Here is a 19,801-nt window from a genome sequence, read left to right on the forward strand (position 1 = left end):
CACCGCGACGCGTGCATGCCGCGTCGATGCCCGGCTTGCTATAGTGCGCGCGCCCTCAATCCATCACGGATTCGTTCCACATGCCCAACTTCCGTCCGCTTGCCATCGCCCTGGGCATCAGCCTGGCGACCCTGGTCCCGACCCACGACGCGTTCGCTGCGAAGAAAAAGGCTGCGCGTGCCCCGGCTGTCAGTGCCCAGTGCAGCGACTTCTATGACGCCACCAATGCAGGCTGGCTGAAGGCCAACCCGGTGCCGCAGACCGGCGCCACCACCGCGCTGGGCCAGCTGGTCGACCGCAGCCGCCAGCAGCAGCGTGAACTGCTCGACGCCGCGATGAAAGCGCCGCAGGGCAACGTGCAGAAACTGCTGGGTGACTTCTGGGCCAGCGGCCTGGACGAAGCTGCCGTGGAAGCAGACGGCTCCAACCCGATCGCCCCGCTGCTGACCCGCATCAATGCCATCAAGAAGGCCAAGGATGTGCCGGCGTCGATCGCCGCACTGCACCAGGTCGGCATCCCGGTGGCATTCAACTTCGGCCCGGACGTCGATCTGAAGGCGCTGGACCGTCACATCGGCTACTTCATGCAGGGCGGCATGGGCCTGCCGGACCCGGCGTTCTATACCCGCACCGACGCCGACACCGTGGCGTTGATGGGCCGCTACCGCAACTACGTCAAGCAGATCCTGGCGCTGACCGGCACCCCGGCGGCCAAGCTGGATGCCGAGTCGCAGGCGGTGATCGCGCTGGAAACCGAGCTGGCACGCAATGCGCAGTCGCTGGCCGGCATCAACAACCCGTTCAACAACTACGCGCCGATCTCCACCAAGGAGCTCAACAGCCGTTACCGCAACCTGCAGCTGGATGCCTTCCTGAAGGCACAGGGCGTGGACGACGACCTGGTCTCGCTGGCCGACCCGGGCCTGTTCAAGCAGCTCGACGGCATGGTCACCAAGCTCAAGCCGGACCAGTGGAAGGCCTACCTGCGCTGGCGCGTGGGCGATTCGATGGCGCCGTACCTGTCCAAGGCCTACCGCGACGCCGAGTTCGAATTCCGCGGTCGTGTGCTGCGTGGCGAAACCCTGCCGCCGCAGCGCTGGGAAGACGTGCTGGACGCGATCAACGTGGCCGCCGGCCCGATGGTCGGCCGCGAATACGCCTCCCGTTACCTGTCGGCCGAAGATCGTCGCCAGGCGGCGTGGATCGTCGACAAGGTGCGCGAAGTGCAGATCGAGGCGGTGAAGAACAGCAGCTGGATGAGCGCGGAGGCCAAGACCGAAGCGCAGGCCAAGCTGGCCGCGCTGAAGATCGAAATCGGCACCCCGCTGCGTGACCTCGACTACAGCGTGCAGCCGATGGGCCGTGGCTCGTTCGGCGGCAACATGCTGATCGCTTCGACCTGGCGCCATCGCGAGGAAATGAAGCGCATCGGCAAGGGCAACGCCGACCGTCGCTGGGACGTGCTGCCGCAGCAGCCGTCGCTGGCCTACGACCTGGCGCAGAACCGCCTGATCGTCACCGCCGCGATCCTGCAGGGACCAGTGTTCAACGCCAAGGCCGATGCTGCCGACAAGTTCGGCAGCTTCGGTGGCCTGGTCGGCCATGAGCTGACCCGCGCGATCGATGCCAAGGGCGCGCTGGTCGACGCCAAGGGCGAGCTGCGCAGCTGGTGGACCCCGGCCGACAAGACCGCCTGGACCCTGCTCGGCAGCCGCGTGGCCGCGCAGTACAGCGCCTACGACTTCCCGGGCGTGAAGGGTGCCAAGGTCAACGGCACGCTCACCCAGGAAGAGAACCTGGCCGACATCGCCGGCCTGGAACTGGCCTGGGCGGCGTATGTCGCGCAGGAGCCGAAGGCCAAGCAGGCGCAGCAGCAGGGCTTCTTCCGCGCGTGGTCGGCGTTGTGGGCGCAGCAGCTGTCGCCGAACGAGGCCGTGCGTCGCCTGACCGCCGACATCCGTGCACCGGGCCTGTGGCGCAGCAACGGCACGCTGGCCAACCTGCCGGCATTCGGTGCCACCTTCAGCTGCAAGGCCGGCCAGCCGATGCAGCGCAGCGAAGCCGAGCAGATCAAGGTCTGGCGCTGAGCTGCCTGCTGCACTGGCAATGCAGAGGGCGCCTTCGGGCGCCCTTCTTTTTTGCGGGTGCAGCACGATCCCGGGTTAACACCGGGCATGCTATCGCTGCGGCTTCGTCCAACGTGGAGCCCCGACATGGCACACAAGAACACGATCTGCATCTGGTACGACAATGGCGCGCTCGAGGCCGCCACCTTCTATGCCAGCCTCCTGCCCGACAGCGCGGTGACTGCCGTGCATCACGCCCCCGGCGACTATCCAGACGGCAAGGAGGGCAACGTCCTGACCGTCGAATTCACTGTCTGCGGCGTTCCCTGCGTCGGCCTCAACGGCGGCACCGCGTTCAAGCACAGCGAAGCCTTCTCCTTCCAGATCCAGACCGAGGACCAGGCCGAGACCGACCGCCTGTGGAATGCGATCGTGGGCAATGGCGGCCAGGAGAGCCAATGCGGCTGGTGCAAGGACCGCTGGGGCATTTCCTGGCAGATCAGCCCGCGCATGTTGATCGAAGCGGTGACCAGCAAGGACAAGGCACTGGCCAAGCGTGCCTTCAACGCGATGATGCCAATGAAGAAGATCGACATCGCCACCATCGAAGCGGCGATCAAAAAAGGGGACGGAGGGGATTAAGTCGTTTTTCCCCATTGCCGATGACCCCATGCGAATTGCGACTTAATCCCCTCCGTCCCCTTTTCCCGAGGTGCTGATGTCCTGGGATGCAATCATCATCGGCGGTGGCCACAACGGGTTGGTCTGTGCAGCCTATCTGGCACGCGCCGGCAAGCAGGTGCTGGTGCTCGAACGGCGTGGTGTGCTCGGCGGCGCCGCGATCACCGAGGAGTTCCATCCCGGCTTCCGCAACTCGGTGGCGTCGTACACGGTCTCGCTGCTGCAGCCGAAGGTGATCGACGACCTGCAGTTGCAGGCGCATGGGCTGCGCATTGTCGCGCGCCCGGTCAACAACTTCCTGCCATTGCCGGACGGCCGCTACCTGTTGTCGGCGCCCGGCCGCACCCAGGCCGAGGTGGCGAAGTTTTCCGAGCGGGATGCACAGCACCTACCCGCATACGAAGCACGCCTGGAGATCTTCGCCGATGTGCTGCGCGCGTGGGCCCTGCGTGCACCGCCGGACGTCGGCGTTGCAGGCGGCTGGCGTGCCCTGCCCGCGCTTTGGCAGATGGGCCGTCTCGGCCGCGAACTGGCAGCGCTGGATGCTTCGCTGCGGCAGGAACTGCTGGACCTGTTCACGCTCTCAGCGGCTGAATACCTGGACCACTGGTTCGAGAGCGAGCCGATCAAGGCGCTGTTCGGCTTCGATGGCATCGTCGGCAACTATGCCAGTCCATATACACCGGGAAGTGCCTACGTGTTGCTGCATCACGTGTTCGGCCAGTGCAATGGCGTGAAAGGTGCCTGGGGCCATGCGATCGGTGGCATGGGCGCGATCAGCCAGGCCATCGCCGCCGCTGCACGCGAGGCCGGCGCGGAACTGCGCGTGGATGCCGGCGTGCAACGGCTGCTCATCGAGGCCGGCCGGGCAGTCGGCGTAGTGTTGACCAACGGCGAAACCCTGCACGCACGCGCGGTGATCGCCAACGTCAACCCCAAGCTGCTGTACGAGCAGTTGCTGGAACCGGCGCAGGTACCGGCGGCGACGCGTGAGCGGATGGCACACTGGCGCTGCGGTTCCGGCACGTTCCGGATGAATCTCGCGCTGTCGCGGCTGCCGGACTTCCGCGCCCTGCCCGGCCCCGGCGATCACCTCAGCGCCGGCATCATCCTGGCGCCCAGCCTGGACTACATGGATCGCGCGTGGCTGGAGGCGCGGCGCGACGGCTGGTCGCGCGAACCGATCGTGGAGATGCTGATTTCCAGCACACTGGATGACTCGCTGGCGCCAGCGGGGCAGCACGTCGCCAGCCTGTTCTGCCAGCACGTGGCGCCGGTGCTGCCCGACGGACGTCACTGGGATGATCATCGTGAAGCAGTGGCCGATCTGATGATCGCCACCGTTGAACGGTATGCGCCGGGTTTCGCTGACAGCGTGCTGGGCCGCCAGGTCCTGTCACCGCTGGACCTGGAACGCACCTTCGGCCTCGTCGGCGGCGACATCTTCCACGGTGCGCTCAGTGCCAACCAGTTGTTCTCGGCGCGGCCGATGGTTGGCCAGGCCGGCTATCGCGGTGCCCTGCCCGGGTTGTATCTATGCGGGTCGGGTACCCATCCCGGTGGCGGCGTGACAGGGGCGCCTGGGCACAATGCCGCGCAGGTGGTGTTGCAGGATCTGTAGAGCCACGCCATGCGTGGATGCGCACGTACCCGCCGCATGCATGACCTGCCATTGGTGGGTGCCAACCTTGGTTGGCACGAAACGACAGGGATGATTGCCAACCAAGGTTGGCACCTACCCGCGTGGGAGAAGCTGTGCCGACCAACGGTCGGCACCTACAGCGTCAAATGATCCTTCGGATCATTTGACGCTGCGCAGATGGTTCGGGCGCTTCGGCGGGCCGGGCGGGCGACGCTTGTTGAATGGCGGCTGCCCGCGCCAGTAGCGGATCAGCAGCCAACCGAACAGCATGCCGCCCAGATGCGCGAAGTGGGCCACGCCCGGCTGCCAGCCGGTCATGCCCAGCACCAGCTCACCCACACCGAACAGGATCACGAAGGTCCGTGCCTTCATCGGGATCGGCGGGAACAGCAGCATCACCCGCTGGTTCGGGAACAGCATGCCGTAGGCCAGCAGCAGGCCGAACACGCCGCCGGAGGCGCCCAGTACCGTGGCCGGATTCTCCAGCAGGGTACCGACCAGCAGCTGGCAGACACCGGCGCCAGCCACGCACACCAGGTAGTACAGCAGGAAGCGCTTCTCGCCCCAGGTCTGCTCCAGCGGCGCGCCGAACATGAAGACCGCCAGCATGTTGAAGAACAGATGGCCGAAGCTGCCATGCAGGAAGCCATAGGTCAGCAGCTGCCACGGCTGGAAGTTGCCGCCCGGCGAGAACGCATCGAAGCCCTGCTGCAGCGGTTGCAGCATGAACGGCTCGAAGGTCTGCATGCCGAGCAGGAACGGCTGCTGCAGCAGGAACAGGATCGCGTTGGCGATCAGCAGGGCCTTGGTGACGGTAGGCAGTCGCGGGAACATGGGAGCACCGGCATGGAACGGCCTCCATCATAGCCGCAGCACCGTGTGTTGTTGGCGACCGGCAGGCGCAGCCTGTTCAGTCGCCAGCGGTGCTCAGCCCGGGCCCCACACGGCGGCATCCAGCGCCGCGGCCGGATCGGTGGCCGGCATCCGCACCCGGCCGTTCTCCACCACCACACCTTCGGCACGCAGCCGTTGTGACTGCTCGCGCCAACCAGCCGACCCTTCTTCCATGGCAATGCGCCCGTCCGAACGCAGCACGCGATGCCAGGGCAGGTCGGGATCGTCGTTCTGGCCGAGGATGCGCGCGGTCAAGCGCGCACGCCCCGGCAGGCCGGCACGCATCGCCACCTGGCCATAGCCCATCACCTGCCCCGCCGGGATGGCGCGGATCACCGCCAGGATGCGCGCACGCGCCTGCTCCGGCGTCAGCGCCGCAGGCGGGTCACCAGCAGTACGCCGATCAGCACCAGCACGGTGCCGGCGATCTGCGCCAGCCCCATCGGTTCGTCGAGCAGCCATAGGCTCATCACGATGGTGGAAACAGGGCCCAGCATACCGACCTGCGCGGCCAGCGACGAACCCACGCGCTGCACCGCCAGCATGATCGCCAGCACCGGCAGTACCGTGCACACGGTGGCATTGACCAGCGACAACCATTGCACCGGCGCCGGTGCCTGCCACAGCAACGGCAGCGGATGGGTCACCGCGAAATGCAGCAGCACCAGCACGCTGGCCACGCAGCTGGCGTAGGCGGTGAGCCGCACCGCACCGATGCGCGCGACCACCTGGCCACTGCCGAACAGGTACAGCGCATAGCTGAGCGCACTGCCCAGCACCAGCAGGCTGCCGACGATGATCTGCCCGCCCTCGCGCTGCAGATCGTGGCCGAAGGCGAGCAGCACGCCCAGATAGCTCAGCACCAGCGCACCGATCTGCCAGCGGCCCGGCCGCTGCCGTGCCAGCAGCACGTTGATCAGCAGCACCAGGGTCGGGTTCAAGTAAAGAATCAGCCGCTCCAGGGTCACGCTGATGTACTGCAGGCCCTGGAAATCGAGCAGGCTGGACAGGTAGTAGCCGGTGAAGCCCAGCCACAGCACGCGGGCGCGGTCGGCCCAGGACAGCGGCTCTGCCCGGCGCGCAGCCCACAGTGCCATCAGCACGAACAGCGGCAGCGCCATCAGCATGCGCAGGGCGAGCAGCGTGGTGGCATCGACGCCATGACGCAGGCCGAGCTTGACGATGATGGCCTTGCCGGAGGCGGCGATGGCGCCGATCGCGGCCAGGCCGATACCCCCCAGCGCGATGCGCGGGGAAGCGGTGGCGATACGGGAAGCGGGGCTGGACATCAGGACGACGGCGGGCCGCATAGGGCGGCCCGGAAACGCATGGGGGCGCCCAGTATCGCATGGGGGCGCCAGGTGCCCTGTAGAGCCGAGCCTGCGCTCGGCTGCACCATGTCTGCACGGAATGCAACCGAGCATAGGCTCGGCTCTACAACCGCCCAGGTCAGCGCATCAGTACCACTTCCTCGGCCGAGGTCGGGTGGATCGCCACGGTATCGTCAAATTGGGCCTTGGTCGCGCCCATCTTCACCGCCACCGCGAATCCCTGCAGGATCTCGTCGGCCGCTTCACCCAGCAGATGGATGCCCACCACCCGCTCTTCCGGACCAGCACAGACCATCTTGAACAGGCTGCGCTGGGTGCCGTTGGCCAGCGCCTGCAGCATCGGGCGGAAACGGCTGTGATACACACTCACCTGATCGAAACGGGCGCGCGCCTCTTCTTCGCTCATGCCCACCGCGCCCAGCGGCGGATGCGAGAACACCACGCTGGCCACGTTCTCATAATCCATCTTCGACTGCGGCCGGCCACCGAACAGGCGGTCCATCAGCCGCCGCGACGCGGCCACCGCCACCGGGGTCAGGCCAACCTTGCCGGCGATGTCACCCACCGCATGCACGTTCGGCACGCTGGTGGTCTGCCATTCGTCCACCTCCACCTGCTGGTGCTCACCGATGCCGATGCCGAGCGCTTCCAGGCCGAGGTCACGGCTGTTGCCGCGCCGGCCGGTGGCAAAGAACACCGCGTCGAACACGCTGTCGAGCGGGCCATCATGGCCGAATGCACGCACACGCTCGCCATCGCGCTGCAGTCCGCGCAGGCGATAGCCGAAATGGATGCGCACGCCCTGTTGCTTGAGGTTTTCGGCCAACTGATCAGTCAGCTCGTAGTCGAAGCGCTCCAACAGGCGCTTGCCGCGCACCAGCAGGCTGACCTTGCTGCCCAGTGCCTGCAGCAGGCCGGCCAGCTCCACCGCGATGTAGCCGCCACCGATGATCGCCACCTCGGCAGGTGCCGCGCGCAGATCGAAGAAATCATCGGAGACCAGGCCCAGTTCCGCGCCGGGAATGTCGGGCCGCAGCGGGTGCGCGCCGGTGGCGATCAGGATGTGCTCGGCGCTATAGCGCACGCCATCGCTGCAGGCCACGGTGTGCGGATCGAGCAGATGGCCGCGTGCCGGGATGCGCACCACGCCGGTTTCATCCAGGCGCTTGTGGTAGCTGGTGTGGATGTTGCTGATATAGGCCTGGCGGTGGATCACCAGTTCCTTCCACGACAGCGCCGGGCGCGCCTCGACATTGAAGCCCATCGCACTGGCCAGACCGATGCGCTCGTGCAGGTCTGCCGCCAGCCACATGGCTTTCTTCGGCACGCAGCCGACATTGACGCAGGTCCCGCCCAGTTCGCCAGGCTCCAGCATCGCCACGCGCTTGCCGTGCTGCGCGGCGCGGATCGCACCGGCCAGGCCAGCGGAGCCGCCGCCAAGGACGATCAGGTCGTAATCATAGGGTGCAGTGCTCATCGGAATCGCTCGGGTCGGTAAGGGGCAGGATCGATCGCCGGCGTGCGGCCGCAGACGAGATCGGCGATCAGCTGGCCGGTGCCGGCACTCATGCTGATGCCGAGCATGCCATGCCCCGCTGCAAGCCAGACGTGAGGATGTGCGGGCGCGCGGCCGATCAACGGCACATCGTCCACGCTCATGGGACGCCAACCGCACCACTTCTCCTGCAGCTGCGCACCACGCGGCGCGCGCAGGTAGTGGTCGGCAGCGTGCTGCAGGGCCTGCAGGCGGGTCGTGCGCAGCTGCGGGTCGGCACCGGCGAATTCCATGGTGCCGCCCAGTCGCAGCGCCTCGCGCCAGGCAATCACGAACACGGAATGGTCCTTCAGGACCACCGGGCGCTTCGGCACCTGAGACGGTCGCGACCAGGTCAGTGAATAGCCCTTGCCGGGCTGGATCGGCACGCGCAGGTCCAGTTGCCGCGCCCAGCGCGGCGACCACGGCCCGGTCGCCAGCACCAGTTCGCGTGCGTGCAGCGTGCGTTCACCGACGTGCACGCGCACACCCTGCGCGTCGGCGCTGAAATCCTGCACGTCCGAGTGCTCTTCGATCACCACGCCCTGTGCGCGCAGCACGCGCGCCAGCTCGGCGGTGTAGCGGTCCGGACGCAACTGCGCATCGCCGGGGAAGTGGATCGCACCGGCAAGGCGATCATGGAACGCTGGATTGTCGCGCGCGTAGTCGGCGCCATCGATGCGCACCGTGGCGATGCCCTGCGCGTTCAGCGCCTCACACTCGGCTGCATGGTGATCGAAATTGCGGGCGTCACCGAACACATAGTCCAGACCGCGCGTCTCGAATTCGCAGTCCAGCGCATGCGTCCGCACCCACTGCGCCAGGCGCAGCCGTGAATCATTCAACAGTGCGCCGCGTGCCCGCGTGGAGTGCAGCCAGTCACGCGCGTTGCAGCGCGCCCCGAACTGCAGTAGCCAGCGCCACAATGCAGGGTCCAGGCGTGTACGGACGTACAGCGGCGCACGCGGATCGAGCATCCAGCGCAGCGCCCGCAACGGCACACCAGGCGCTGCCAGCGGTGGCGCGTGGCTGGGGGTGATGGTGCCGCAGTTGCCATGCGAGGTCGCGCCGCCGATGCGCCCACGGTCGATCACCCGCACCTGCCGCCCCTGTGCGCGCAGCGCAAGCGCGGCGGCCAGCCCAATGGCACCGGCGCCGACCACGATCACATCCTCGCGCGCGCCCTGCATCGATCAGCCCTGCCCGGCCTCGCGCCGCATCGGCGGCCACTGCCGGTAGGTCATGGCGCGCCACAACCATTCCATGGGCCCGAAACGGAAGTGGCGCAACCAGGCGTGCGAAAGGGCCACCTGCACGGCAAACAACAACAGTGCGAACAGCAGCTGCACGCTGCGTGGCATCATTTCGAACGCGCCCAGGCCGTAGTGGTAGAACAACCAGGTGCACAGCAGCGACTGGCCCAGGTAGTGGGTCAACGCCATGCGCCCGACCGGTGCCAGCCAGGCCAACCGCGCACGCCAATGCACGATCCACGCCAGGTAGCCCAGGCACATCGGCAGGCCACCGATCGTCACCAGTGCCATTGCGGCGGTCACCGGCAGATTGTAGGCACCCGGTGCCAGGTAGGGTTTCCAGGCAACACCGATCAACGTGACCAGCAGGCCCAACGGCAACGCAATCCAGCGCAGCGTCGCGTACAGGCGCGGGAAGCGCTCCGGTGCCGCCAGCGCGCCACTGCCGGCAAACCAGCTGCCGATCAGGAACATGCCCAGCACCTCCGGGCCGGTGATCAGCAGCGCGCCCATCGACGTGCCGAACTCGCTCAGCCGCTGCGCATTGGCCTGCATCCAGCTGCCGTGCCCGTACACCAGGCGCTGCAGATCGATGCTCTGCTGCGCGTCGGCGAGCATCTTCTGCAGGTCTTCCGCCGAAGCCATCGACACCATCGCGCCGACCAGCAGCATCATGGCCACGCCGCCCAGATAGACGATCACGCCCATCCATGGCAACCAGCCGCGTGGTGCCTCGCGGCAGGCCAGCAACGGAAGCGAGATCAGCGCATACATCACCAGGATGTCACCGGACCAGACCAGCAGCGCGTGGCACAGGCCGATCAGCAACAGACCAGCGCTGCGGCGCAGGTAGAACGGGGTGAAGTCGCGCCCGGCGGCCTCGGCGCGCTGCGCCATCACCGCGAAGCCGGCGCCGAACAGCAATGAGAACAGGGTGAAGAACTTGCCCTGCACGAACACGTAAACGAACGCATCAGCCCAGTAGTCGATGCCCTGCCAGTGCGTGTCGATGCCGGTGAAGGCCAGATCCAGCGGTCCGCTGAAGGCCTCGATGTTCATCAGCAGGATGCCCAGCAACGCCGCACCGCGCAGCACGTCCAGTATGGCGATGCGTTCGCCGGAAGCCATCGGCTGCAGGGAAGGAGAAGCGGCGTTCACGGGGCATCCGTCAGGCAGGTCCGCCATTATGCCGCTGGCCCGCATGCCATGGATGGCCGCGTCGTGTTCCAGAAACGCAACGGCCCGCCGAAGCGGGCCGTTGCTGCCATCACGATCGCGCTGCGATCAGTGGTGGTGGCCGCCGTCGCCGTGGACGTGGCCGTGGTCGATCTCTTCCTTGCCGGCTTCGCGCACGTCAACGATTTCGACGTCGAAATGCAGGTCCTTGCCAGCCATCGGGTGGTTCAGGTCGACGTCGACGACGCTCATGCCGACCTTCTGCACGGTCACCGCACGCGGGCCGAAGTTGGTCTGCAGCACGACCTGCTGGCCCGGGGCCAGCTTGGTGTTGCCGAAGTGCTTCTTCGGCACGCGCTGGGACAGGCCCTCGCGGCGCTCGCCGTAGGCATCGGCAGCAGTGACGTCGACGCTGAAGGTCGCGCCGGCTTCCTTGTCCATCATGGCGTTTTCCAGGCCCGGGATGATGTTGCCGTGGCCGATCAGGATCGCCAGCGGCTCGCCGCGGTCCTTGGACGATTCGATCGGCTCCTGGCCGGCTTCGGAAACGGTGTAGTGGAAGCGGACAACGCGGTCTTTTTCGATCTTCATGCGCAACTCTGTCTGGATCTGCCGAAGGCAGGCGGGTTGGGGCGGGTTGTCGCCCGGCGGGGACGCCGCCATCATGACGGCCAATCCTAAGGTGGCGCATTATCCGGAGATCATGCACATCACGCCAGTTTCGTCCGGCCTGCGCCGGCTCCTCGCCCCGGCCCTGCTGCTGGCCCTGCCCGTGCTGATGACCGCCTGCGGCGGCGGCAAGGCCACCCGCCCCGCGCCCCCCCCGCCGACGGCGAACTGGCCCAAGACCGTGCCGGACAACCCCGAGGCGGCCAACTCGGTACTGATGCGGGCCATCAGCCTGGTCGGCACGCCCTACCGCTACGGCGGCAACACCCCGGATTCCGGCTTCGACTGCAGCGGCCTGGTGGCCTATGTCTATCGCGAGATGCTGGACCTGAAACTGCCCCGCACCTCGCGCGACCTGGCGGCGGTACAGGGCCCGAAGATCGACCCGCAGCGCCTGGCCACCGGCGACCTGGTGTTCTTCGGCAGCCGCGGCAGCGTCACCCATGTCGGTATTTATGTGGGTGAAGGGCGCTTCGTGCACGCGCCGAGCACCGGCGGCACGGTACGCCTCGACTCGCTCAGCGGTCCCTACTGGAAAGACCACTACACAGGGGCGAAACGCGTCCTTCGCTAAAATGAACAGGCGATATGTTCAAAACTGTGACGGATATCACCATGCAACTAACGAATTACTAACGGAATTTTTAACTTATCCGCGCTTTTACAGGGCATGATGCCCCATCGTTTTTTTCCTGTGACCGACGCGTGACGACTGACGACCTGAAAAGCGAAGGCCAGACTTCCGTATCTTCACGTAGTGCCCGCCCCCTGTTGCTTGGCCTGGCACTCTGTCTGACCAGCCTTCCGGCCTGGTCGCAGACCGCTCCGAACCGTTCCTCCGATGTGACCCCGGCCCCGGTGGCCGAGAGCACCGCCCGACCGGCCGCCAAGGCCGAGGCTGCCGCTCCGCAGCGCAGCCGCGTCGACGCCGCCGCCAGCGCCACGCTGGCCGCCCTGCTGCCGCACCTGGCCGCCAACGACACCATTCCGCTGATGGACCGCTCGGCCGTGGTGGCCGGTGACCTCAGCCGCCTGCTCGCCAACTACGACACCAGCAGCGCCGCCAATGGCAGCGTTGTCGGCACCGCCGCCGATAACGGCAAGGTGCAGTCGCTGCTGCGCCGCGCGATGACCCTGCTGGGCACCCCGTACCGTTGGGGTGGCAGCAACCCGGACAGCGGCTTCGATTGCAGCGGCCTGGTCGGCTATGTGTTCCGTTCGGCGCTGGGCATCGAGCTGCCGCGCGTCTCGCGCGAAATGGCCCACGACGACAACGCCGAGCTGATCAACGACCGTACCGCGCTGGCGGCGGGTGACCTGGTCTTCTTCGGCCGCAAGGGCCGCGTCGACCACGTCGGCATCTATGTCGGCGATGGCCGCTTCCTGCACGCGCCCAGCTCGGGCAAGGACGTCCGCGTGGACACCCTGCTCAGCGGCTACTGGGGCAACAAGTTCATGCAGGCCCGCCGGGTCGACCTCTGACACACCCGCTGGCGCCTCCGCGCCGCCTGATGCGAGAAGCCGCTGCCCTGCAGCGGCTTTTTTGTTTGCGCCCCCGGTAGGGGCCGACCTTGGTCGGCACAGCGCCGCCTGCCCTGGTGGGTGCCGACCGTTGGTCGGCACTGCCTCCATCCACGCATGGCATGGATCTACCAGGGGCCCACCTTGGCCGGCACCGCGTCGGCCATCTCCCAAACAAAAGGCCCGCCGGTCTGGGCGGGCCTTTCATCTCCACGCAACCTCAGGCGCGTGGCGGCGTCGGGTCCGGATCGTCCACCCCGACATTGCTGGACGGATTGTCATACACCGCCTGATCGAGCAGCCCGGTCTCCTTGGCCACGATCACGGGCACCAGCATCTGGCCCGTCACATTCGTCATCGTGCGCATCATGTCCAGGATGCGGTCGATGGCATACAGGTAGCCGATGGTCTCCAGCGGCAGGTTGGCCGCGCTCAGCACCACCGTGGCCATGATCACCGCAGTACCCGGCACGCCGGCGGTACCGAAGCTGCCCAGCACCGAGGCGATCAGCACCACCACGTACTGTTCCGGGGTCAGCGGCACACCGCTGTACTGCGAAATGAACACCGCGCACAGCGCAGGGTAGATCGCGCCGCAGCCATCCATCTTGATGCTGGCGCCCAGCGGCACCGCGAACGAACCGTAGTCCTTGTTCACACCCAGGTTGTGGGTGATCGAACGCAGCGCCACCGGCATCGCGGCGAAGCTGGACGAGCTGACAAACGCCACCTGCATGCCCGGCGCGGCGCCACGGAAGAACTTCAGTGGGTTCAGGCCGTGCGCCAGCAGCAGCGCGCTGTAGACCACCACGATGTGCAGGGCGCAGGCCACGTACAGCGCCAGCACGAAATGACCCAGCGGCAGCAGCTTCTCGAAGCCGTAGCTGCCGACCAGGCCAGCGATCAGGCCGAAGGTGCCGATCGGGGTGACTTCCAGCACGAAGCGGGTCACCTGGATCATGATGTCGCTCATCTGGCCGACCAGCTTGCGCGCCTCGGTCACCTTCTCGCCCAGCTTGACGATGGCGAAACCGACCAGACCAGCAAAGAAGATCACCGGCAGGATCGAGCCACGGCCCGCGGCCAGCACGGTTTCACCGGCGGCATTGACCTTGGTGCCGATACCGGACAGCGCATAGAAGACATTGGCCGGCACCACGTCCAGCAGCACCTGCACCACGCTGGGCACTTCGCGCGGCACGTAGTTGCTGGCCATCGACAACTGCAGGCCACCGGCGCCGGGCTGCAGCACCGTGCCTACGGCCAGGCCCACGCACACCGCCAGCGCGGCGGTGATCACGAACCACAGGAAGGTGCGGCCACTGAGCGCGGCGACCGACTTCTGCCCGTGCAGCGACGAGATCGCGTTGATGACCGCGAAGAACACCAGCGGCACGGCGATCATCTTGATCAGGGTGACGTACAGCTCGCCGAGCGGGCCGAACCACGTTTCCGCGGCCGGGCCGAGCGCCCAGCCGGCCAGCGCGCCGAGCACGAAGCCACCGACCACGCGCTGCCAGAATGGAATCCGCAGCCAGGCAGAGACCAGCTTCATAGGCAATCCAGAGGGGAAGGAAGGGATATTGGCACGATAGCCCAAGGCGGCCCGCAGAACGACCGCCCGGCCGGCAAATCAGTGTGTCATCGGCGTGCCTTGCGAGGGCGGGCATAATGAACGTCCCGTTACAGTTTGTGAGATCCCAGCGTCCATGCGCCGTTCCGTCTCCCTGTTGGCCGCCTGCGCCACCACCCTGCTGCTGGGCGCCTGCGCCAGCACCGCCCCCGCGTCCGCTCCGGCCGGCCTGAAGGTCGCCGTCGACCCCGTCGCCCACCCGGCCGGTGAGACACCGCAGTGGTGGTACCGCAGTGGCGCCGCCCAGGCCGCCGCCAACGGCGCGATGTCTGGCAAGGCCAAGAACGTCATCCTGTTCCTCGGTGACGGCATGAGCCTGACCACGGTGGCCGCCTCGCGCATCTACGAGGGCCAGCAGAAGGGCGGCTCCGGTGAAGAGAACCTGCTGTCCTGGGAACGCTTCCCGGCCACGGCGTTCAGCAAGACCTACAACACCGATTCGCAGACCCCGGATTCGGCCGGCACCATGACCGCCATCACCACCGGCGTGAAGACCCACATGGGCGCGATCGGCGTCAGTGCCGGCAGCCGCACCGATTGTGCCGACAGCCTGTCCAAGGGCCTGCTGACCTGGCTGCAGCTGGCCGACAGCGCCGGCCTGGCTACCGGCGTGGTATCCACCGCGCGCCTGACCCATGCCACCCCGGCCGCCACCTACGCGCACTCGCCCGAGCGCAACTGGGAGAACGACACCGACCTGACCGACGCGGCCAAGGCCGCCGGCTGCAAGGACATCGCCCAGCAGCTGCTGTCGACCTCGCGCTATGGTCGCGGCCCGCTGGTCGCCCTCGGCGGTGGCCGCGGAGAATTCACCACCGTGGAAGAGCGCGATCCGGAGTACGACGACAAGGTCGGCCAGCGCCTGGATGGCCGCAGCCTGGTGCAGGAATGGCAGCGGGCCCATCCGCAGGGCGCCTACGTCTGGAACAGCAAGCAGCTGGCCGCCGCCGCCAATGCGCCGGCCATCCTTGGCCTGTTCGAGCCGGACCACATGCGCTACGAGTACGAGCGACCGCAGGATCCGGGCGGTGAGCCGAGCCTGGCCGAACTGACGGCTGCGGCGATCAGGAATCTGTCGAAGCACCAGGAAGGCTACGTGCTGATGATCGAAGGCGCGCGCATCGACCACGCCAACCACAGCGGCAACGCCTACCGTGCACTGACCGAGACCGTGGCCCTGTCCGATGCAGTGCGCGTGGCCAACGAACTGACCTCGGCCGACGACACCCTGATCATCGTCACCGCCGACCACTCGCACACGCTGAACTTCGTCGGCTACCCGGCACGCGGCAACCCGATCCTGGGCAAGGTGAAGGACAAGGGTGGCGAAGATGGCGCCGGCAAGCTGGATTACGCGCTGGACGGCACCGGCCAGCCGTACACCACGTTGAGCTACGCCAATGGCCCGGGCCATACCGGCAGCAGCAACCAGCAGCCGGCCGGCCCGAAGCGCTACCCGCACAACCCGAGCAGCTTCGAACCGGCCAACGGCCGCCCGAACCTGCGCGAGGTCGACACCGAGCATCCGGACTACATGCAGGAAGCACTGGTGCCGATGAAGTCCGAGTCGCACGGCGGTGAAGACGTCGGCATCTGGGCACGCGGCCCGGGCAGCAAGGCGATCCGCGGCACGCTGGAACAGAACGCGATCTACCACATGATCGTGCAGGCCACCCCGGCCCTGCGCGAGCGCCTGTGCCAGGCCGGCACCTGCGACGACAAGGGCGTGCCGGTGCAGCTGCCGGCGCCGACGGCCTTCGAACGCAAGGCCGAGGCCAAGTGATCGCACGGCAGGCCCGCCCTGCGCCTGCCAGCGGCCGCTTCGCGCGGTCGCTGGCCCTGCTCGGCGTGCTGGCCAGTGCCAACGCGCTGGCGCAGGCACCGGCGTGCAAGCTGCTGACCGACGAACACGGGTTGTGGCCGCTGCCCAACTGCGAAGTGGTCGACCACCGGCCGAAGATCCAGCCGGACACCCTGAAAGACCTGAACTTTGATGACCACGGCTTGGCCGTGGTGTATGCCGACCAGGGTTTCCACTACGTCGACCGCATGGGCCGCAGCCTGCCCGTGCTGACCTGGGACAACGGCCCGGAGATACCGGAAGAAGGCCTGCTGCGCGGCCGCGTCGGTAATCGCATCGGCTATTTCGACCTGAAGTTCCGCCAGGTGGTGCCAGGCACCTTCGATTTCGCCTGGCCGTTCCGCGACGGCGTGGCCGAGGTCTGCAACGGCTGCCGTCGCGGCACGCCGGATGCCGATGGCCACACGCCGATGGAAGGCGGAGAGTGGTTCCGGATCGACCGCTCGGGTCGTCGGGTGAAGTAGGTTTTCGGCAGGGCTGCGCCCTGCACCTGCAGACCCAACGGCAACGGCGGAAGCAACAGCAACAGCGTGCATTCCGTGGGATGGCGGGGCACTGTGGGTTTGCGGGGACGGCGCAAGTACGTCCATGTAGCCTTGGTCGCCGCATCCATGCGGCTCACACCCCGCAAACCCACAGTGCCCCGCCTTCGACAGTTTTCCGGCGCCCAGTAGATCCACGCCACGCGTGGATGAAATCTGGCAGATATCGAGTTGAATCCGGGGTCAGATCCGTTTTCCTTCGGAAAACGGATCTGACCCCAAGAGCAATTACCCCGTGCTCCGACAGAACGCGGCCAACTGTCGAAGGCGGGGTGGGTCCGGTTGCGGGGGCGTGAGCCGCATGGATGCGGCGACCGAGCTTACATGGACGTACTTGCAGCGGCCCCCGCAACCGGACCCACCCCGCCATCCCTCAGGAAACCAGCTTCTGCTGTTGCTTCGGCTCTTGCCGTGGCCGTGGCCTCTGCAGGTGCAGGGCGCAGCCCTGCCACGTAAACCCCACCCTATACTTGCCGACGTGACTGCCTTCCCTGCCCTCGTTCCGCTGGATGCGCCGCTACTGGTGGGCTACAGCGGCGGTGTCGACTCAACCGTGCTGCTGCATTGGCTGTGGCGCTGCGCCCAGGCCGCCGGCACCGCGCTGCGTGCGGTGCACGTACACCATGGTCTGCAGCCAGCAGCCGACGACTGGGTACGGCATTGCCAGCAGCAGTGCGCAGCACTGGGCGTCGAGCTGGCCGTGCGCCACGTACAGATCGACGACACCACAGGCCTGGGCCTCGAAGGCGCAGCGCGCGAAGCACGACGTGCAGCGTTCACTGCTGAACTGCGCGAAGGCGAAACACTGGCACTGGCACAGCACCAGGACGATCAGGCCGAGACCTTCCTGCTGCGCGCGCTGCGCGGCTCCGGTGTCGATGGCCTTGCCGCGATGGCCGATGACAGTCAGCTCGGTACGCACCGCCTGTGGCGTCCCTTGCTGCACGCACCGCGCACCGCACTGCTCGACTATGCCCGGCAACACGCGCTGCGTTGGATCGAGGATCCCAGCAACGCCGAAGACCACGCCGATCGCAACTTCCTGCGCCTGCAGGTACTGCCACTGTTGCGCCAGCGCTGGCCGCACGCCGCCGCCGCGTTGGCCGGCAGCGCCCTGCATTGCCGGCAGACCCGCGAACTGCTGGATGAGGAAGATGCCGAACTGATCGCGCACCTGGAAGTGGCACCGCGCGTGCTGTCGCTGCAGTTGCTGCGTCAGGTGTCACCGGGACGCGCCGCGCGCGTGCTGCGCGCCTGGGTGATCGGCCATGGTGCCGCCCCACTGCCGGCCACGGTGCTGCAGCAGGGCCTGGACGAACTGCTGCCGGCCGGCAACGATCGCCAGGCGCGGGTACGCTGGCACGATCACGCGATCCAGCAATGGCGCGACCACGCCTACCTGCTACCCGCGCAGCTGCCATCGCTGCCCCGCGCGTGGCAGGCCGAATGGGATGGGCATGCCCCCCTGCCGCTGCCCGATGGCGGCCAGCTGCGGCTGCAGGGCGCCGCCGCCTTCGAGCGCCCACTGCAGGTCCGTGCACGCGTGGGCGGTGAGCGCATCCTGCTGCCCGGTCGCCAGCATTCGCACGCATTGAAGGACTGCCTGCAACGCGAACATCTCGCCCCCTGGCGACGCGCGCAGCTGCCGCTGATCTTTGATGGCCCGCAGTTGCTGGCAGCCGCCGACGTGGTCATCTCCGCGCCACTGCAGGCCTGGTTGCAGGCCCACCAGGCACAGCTGCAGTGGCGTCCCGGCGGCTGGTGAATTGACCCCCGCGCGCGGCCCGTCCACACTTGCCACATGGCCAAGAAGTCCCCCGAAAACGCCTCCCCGGTCGCCCAGTTCGAGCAGTCGCTCGAATCGCTGGAACAGCTGGTGGAGCAGATGGAAACCGGCGAGCTGAGCCTGGAAGCCTCGCTCAGTGCTTACGAACGTGGCGTCGGTCTGTATCGCCAGTGCCAGCAGGCGCTGGAGCAGGCCGAACTGCGCGTGCGCCTGCTCAGCGATCCGGCGCAGCCGGAAGCAGCCGAACCCTTCGATCCGCCCAGCCATGACGGCTGAGGTTCTGTTCGCGCGCTGGCGCGACCGTATCGAAAGCCAGCTCGACGCCGCTCTGCCCTCGCCTGCCGAAGCGCCGCAGCGCCTGCACCAGGCCATGCGCTATTCGGTGCTGGGCGGTGGCAAGCGCATGCGCCCTCTGCTGGTCTACGCCAGTGGCCACCTGTTCGGTGCGCAGCCGGAAAGCCTGGATGCGGCGGCCATGTCCGTCGAACTCATCCACGCCTACTCGCTGGTGCATGACGACCTGCCGGCGATGGATGACGACGCGTTGCGCCGCGGCAAGCCGACCACCCACATCGCCTTCGATGAAGCCACCGCGATCCTGGCAGGCGACGCGCTGCAGACCCGTGCCTTTGGCCTGCTCGCCGATGCGCCGCTGCCAGCCACCTTGCGCGTGGCCTGCCTGCAGACCCTGGCCCACGCCTCCGGCGCGTCCGGCATGTGCGGCGGCCAGGCGCTGGATATCGATGCCACCGGCCAGCAGCAGACGCTGGCGGCATTGACCCGCATGCACGCGCTGAAGACCGGCGCGCTGATCCGTGCGGCAGTGCGCATGGGCGCGCTGTGCGGCCAGGCCCACGAACCGCAGCTGGCCCAGCTGGACAGCTTCGCCGATGCACTCGGCCTGGCCTTCCAGGTACGCGACGACATCCTCGATGTCGAGGCCAGTTCCGAGCAGTTGGGCAAGACCGCCGGCAAGGACCAGGCTCAGGACAAGAGCACCTTCCCCGCCCTGCTCGGTATGGACGGCGCAAAGGCCCAGCTGCACGAACTCGCTGCACGCATGCAATCGATCCTGGCCGGGTATGGCGAGGAAGCCGATGCGCTGCGTGCGCTGGCGACGCTGGCGGTCGAACGCGATCATTGATTGCTCGCCGGGCACCGCCCGTCGCTCCCCGCACATGAAAACGCCCGGCAATGCCGGGCGTTTTCAGT

At 67.3% G+C, this 19,801-nt stretch carries 18 protein-coding genes; 10 read left to right on the top strand and 8 right to left on the bottom strand.

All coding sequences use genetic code 11. The features are described 5' to 3' along the window. Positions 1 to 80 precede the first annotated feature (80 nt). From ACW5IY_RS15730 to ACW5IY_RS15740, 3 genes are all read left to right on the top strand, one after another. Complete coding sequence (locus ACW5IY_RS15730) at positions 81 to 2,087, top strand: M13 family metallopeptidase (protein WP_049436801.1); 2,007 nt, start codon at positions 81 to 83, stop codon at positions 2,085 to 2,087. A gap of 126 nt (positions 2,088 to 2,213) precedes the next feature. After that, positions 2,214 to 2,708, top strand: coding sequence for a VOC family protein (locus tag ACW5IY_RS15735; protein ID WP_049436802.1), 495 nt, complete (start codon positions 2,214 to 2,216; stop codon positions 2,706 to 2,708). Between the two features lie 76 nt (positions 2,709 to 2,784). Beyond that, the gene (locus ACW5IY_RS15740; protein WP_049436811.1) at positions 2,785 to 4,368 is read left to right on the top strand and encodes a phytoene desaturase family protein; all 1,584 of its coding nucleotides are present in this window, start codon (positions 2,785 to 2,787) and stop codon (positions 4,366 to 4,368) included. A 180-nt stretch (positions 4,369 to 4,548) separates the two neighbouring features. Here ACW5IY_RS15740 and ACW5IY_RS15745 read toward each other — a convergent pair whose 3' ends face one another. From ACW5IY_RS15745 to ACW5IY_RS15775, 7 genes are all read right to left on the bottom strand, one after another. Further along, entirely contained in the window at positions 4,549 to 5,223 is a 675-nt protein-coding gene (locus tag ACW5IY_RS15745) for a rhomboid family intramembrane serine protease (protein ID WP_005410509.1), read from the bottom strand. Positions 5,224 to 5,316: 93 nt separating this feature from the next. Further along, positions 5,317 to 5,655, bottom strand: coding sequence for an MGMT family protein (locus ACW5IY_RS15750; RefSeq protein WP_224329410.1), 339 nt, complete (start codon positions 5,653 to 5,655; stop codon positions 5,317 to 5,319). Then, positions 5,652 to 6,572 (bottom strand): DMT family transporter, encoded by a 921-nt coding sequence (locus ACW5IY_RS15755; RefSeq protein ID WP_049436812.1) that lies wholly within the window; start codon positions 6,570 to 6,572, stop codon positions 5,652 to 5,654. Before ACW5IY_RS15755 ends, ACW5IY_RS15750 begins: the two co-directional genes overlap by 4 nt. Before the next feature lie 160 nt (positions 6,573 to 6,732). Continuing rightward, entirely contained in the window at positions 6,733 to 8,091 is a 1,359-nt protein-coding gene (gene gorA, locus ACW5IY_RS15760; protein ID WP_049436803.1) for a glutathione-disulfide reductase, read from the bottom strand. Beyond that, a complete protein-coding gene (locus ACW5IY_RS15765; protein WP_049436804.1) occupies positions 8,088 to 9,338 on the bottom strand; it encodes an FAD-dependent oxidoreductase in 1,251 nt (416 codons plus the stop codon). The genes gorA and ACW5IY_RS15765 overlap by 4 nt, the downstream gene beginning before the upstream one ends. A 3-nt stretch (positions 9,339 to 9,341) precedes the next feature. Continuing rightward, entirely contained in the window at positions 9,342 to 10,586 is a 1,245-nt protein-coding gene (locus ACW5IY_RS15770) for a DUF418 domain-containing protein (RefSeq protein ID WP_049436805.1), read from the bottom strand. 99 nt (positions 10,587 to 10,685) lie between these two features. Further along, entirely contained in the window at positions 10,686 to 11,168 is a 483-nt protein-coding gene (locus ACW5IY_RS15775; protein ID WP_049436806.1) for an FKBP-type peptidyl-prolyl cis-trans isomerase, read from the bottom strand. A gap of 73 nt (positions 11,169 to 11,241) precedes the next feature. Here ACW5IY_RS15775 and ACW5IY_RS15780 point away from each other — a divergent pair, with 73 nt between their 5' ends. Both ACW5IY_RS15780 and ACW5IY_RS15785 read left to right on the top strand, forming a co-directional pair. Beyond that, entirely contained in the window at positions 11,242 to 11,820 is a 579-nt protein-coding gene (locus tag ACW5IY_RS15780) for a C40 family peptidase (protein WP_065428014.1), read from the top strand. A gap of 131 nt (positions 11,821 to 11,951) precedes the next feature. Next, the gene (locus ACW5IY_RS15785; protein ID WP_049436807.1) at positions 11,952 to 12,728 is read left to right on the top strand and encodes a C40 family peptidase; all 777 of its coding nucleotides are present in this window, start codon (positions 11,952 to 11,954) and stop codon (positions 12,726 to 12,728) included. Between the two features lie 259 nt (positions 12,729 to 12,987). Here the strand turns inward: ACW5IY_RS15785 and ACW5IY_RS15790 are convergent, their stop codons facing one another. Further along, on the bottom strand, positions 12,988 to 14,322 hold the full coding sequence (locus ACW5IY_RS15790) for a dicarboxylate/amino acid:cation symporter (RefSeq protein ID WP_049409184.1): 1,335 nt from the start codon (positions 14,320 to 14,322) through the stop codon (positions 12,988 to 12,990). 154 nt (positions 14,323 to 14,476) lie between these two features. Between ACW5IY_RS15790 and ACW5IY_RS15795 the strand changes: the two genes are divergently transcribed. The 5 genes from ACW5IY_RS15795 (at position 14,477) to ACW5IY_RS15815 (ending at position 19,733) form a co-directional block, all read left to right on the top strand. Next, positions 14,477 to 16,183 carry an alkaline phosphatase gene (locus tag ACW5IY_RS15795; RefSeq protein WP_049436808.1) on the top strand — a complete coding sequence of 569 codons (1,707 nt, stop codon included), beginning with the start codon at positions 14,477 to 14,479 and terminating at the stop codon, positions 16,181 to 16,183. Then, on the top strand, positions 16,180 to 16,725 hold the full coding sequence (locus ACW5IY_RS15800) for a WG repeat-containing protein (protein WP_049436809.1): 546 nt from the start codon (positions 16,180 to 16,182) through the stop codon (positions 16,723 to 16,725). The genes ACW5IY_RS15795 and ACW5IY_RS15800 overlap by 4 nt, the downstream gene beginning before the upstream one ends. Before the next feature lie 556 nt (positions 16,726 to 17,281). Next, the gene (tilS, locus tag ACW5IY_RS15805; RefSeq protein ID WP_049437336.1) at positions 17,282 to 18,568 is read left to right on the top strand and encodes a tRNA lysidine(34) synthetase TilS; all 1,287 of its coding nucleotides are present in this window, start codon (positions 17,282 to 17,284) and stop codon (positions 18,566 to 18,568) included. Positions 18,569 to 18,604: 36 nt separating this feature from the next. Continuing rightward, positions 18,605 to 18,865 carry an exodeoxyribonuclease VII small subunit gene (locus ACW5IY_RS15810; RefSeq protein ID WP_010482975.1) on the top strand — a complete coding sequence of 87 codons (261 nt, stop codon included), beginning with the start codon at positions 18,605 to 18,607 and terminating at the stop codon, positions 18,863 to 18,865. Next, entirely contained in the window at positions 18,855 to 19,733 is an 879-nt protein-coding gene (locus tag ACW5IY_RS15815; protein WP_005410523.1) for a polyprenyl synthetase family protein, read from the top strand. Before ACW5IY_RS15810 ends, ACW5IY_RS15815 begins: the two co-directional genes overlap by 11 nt. The last annotated feature ends 68 nt before the right edge of the window (positions 19,734 to 19,801 follow it).

The sequence above is a fragment of the Stenotrophomonas sp. C-A genome (assembly GCF_054030835.1).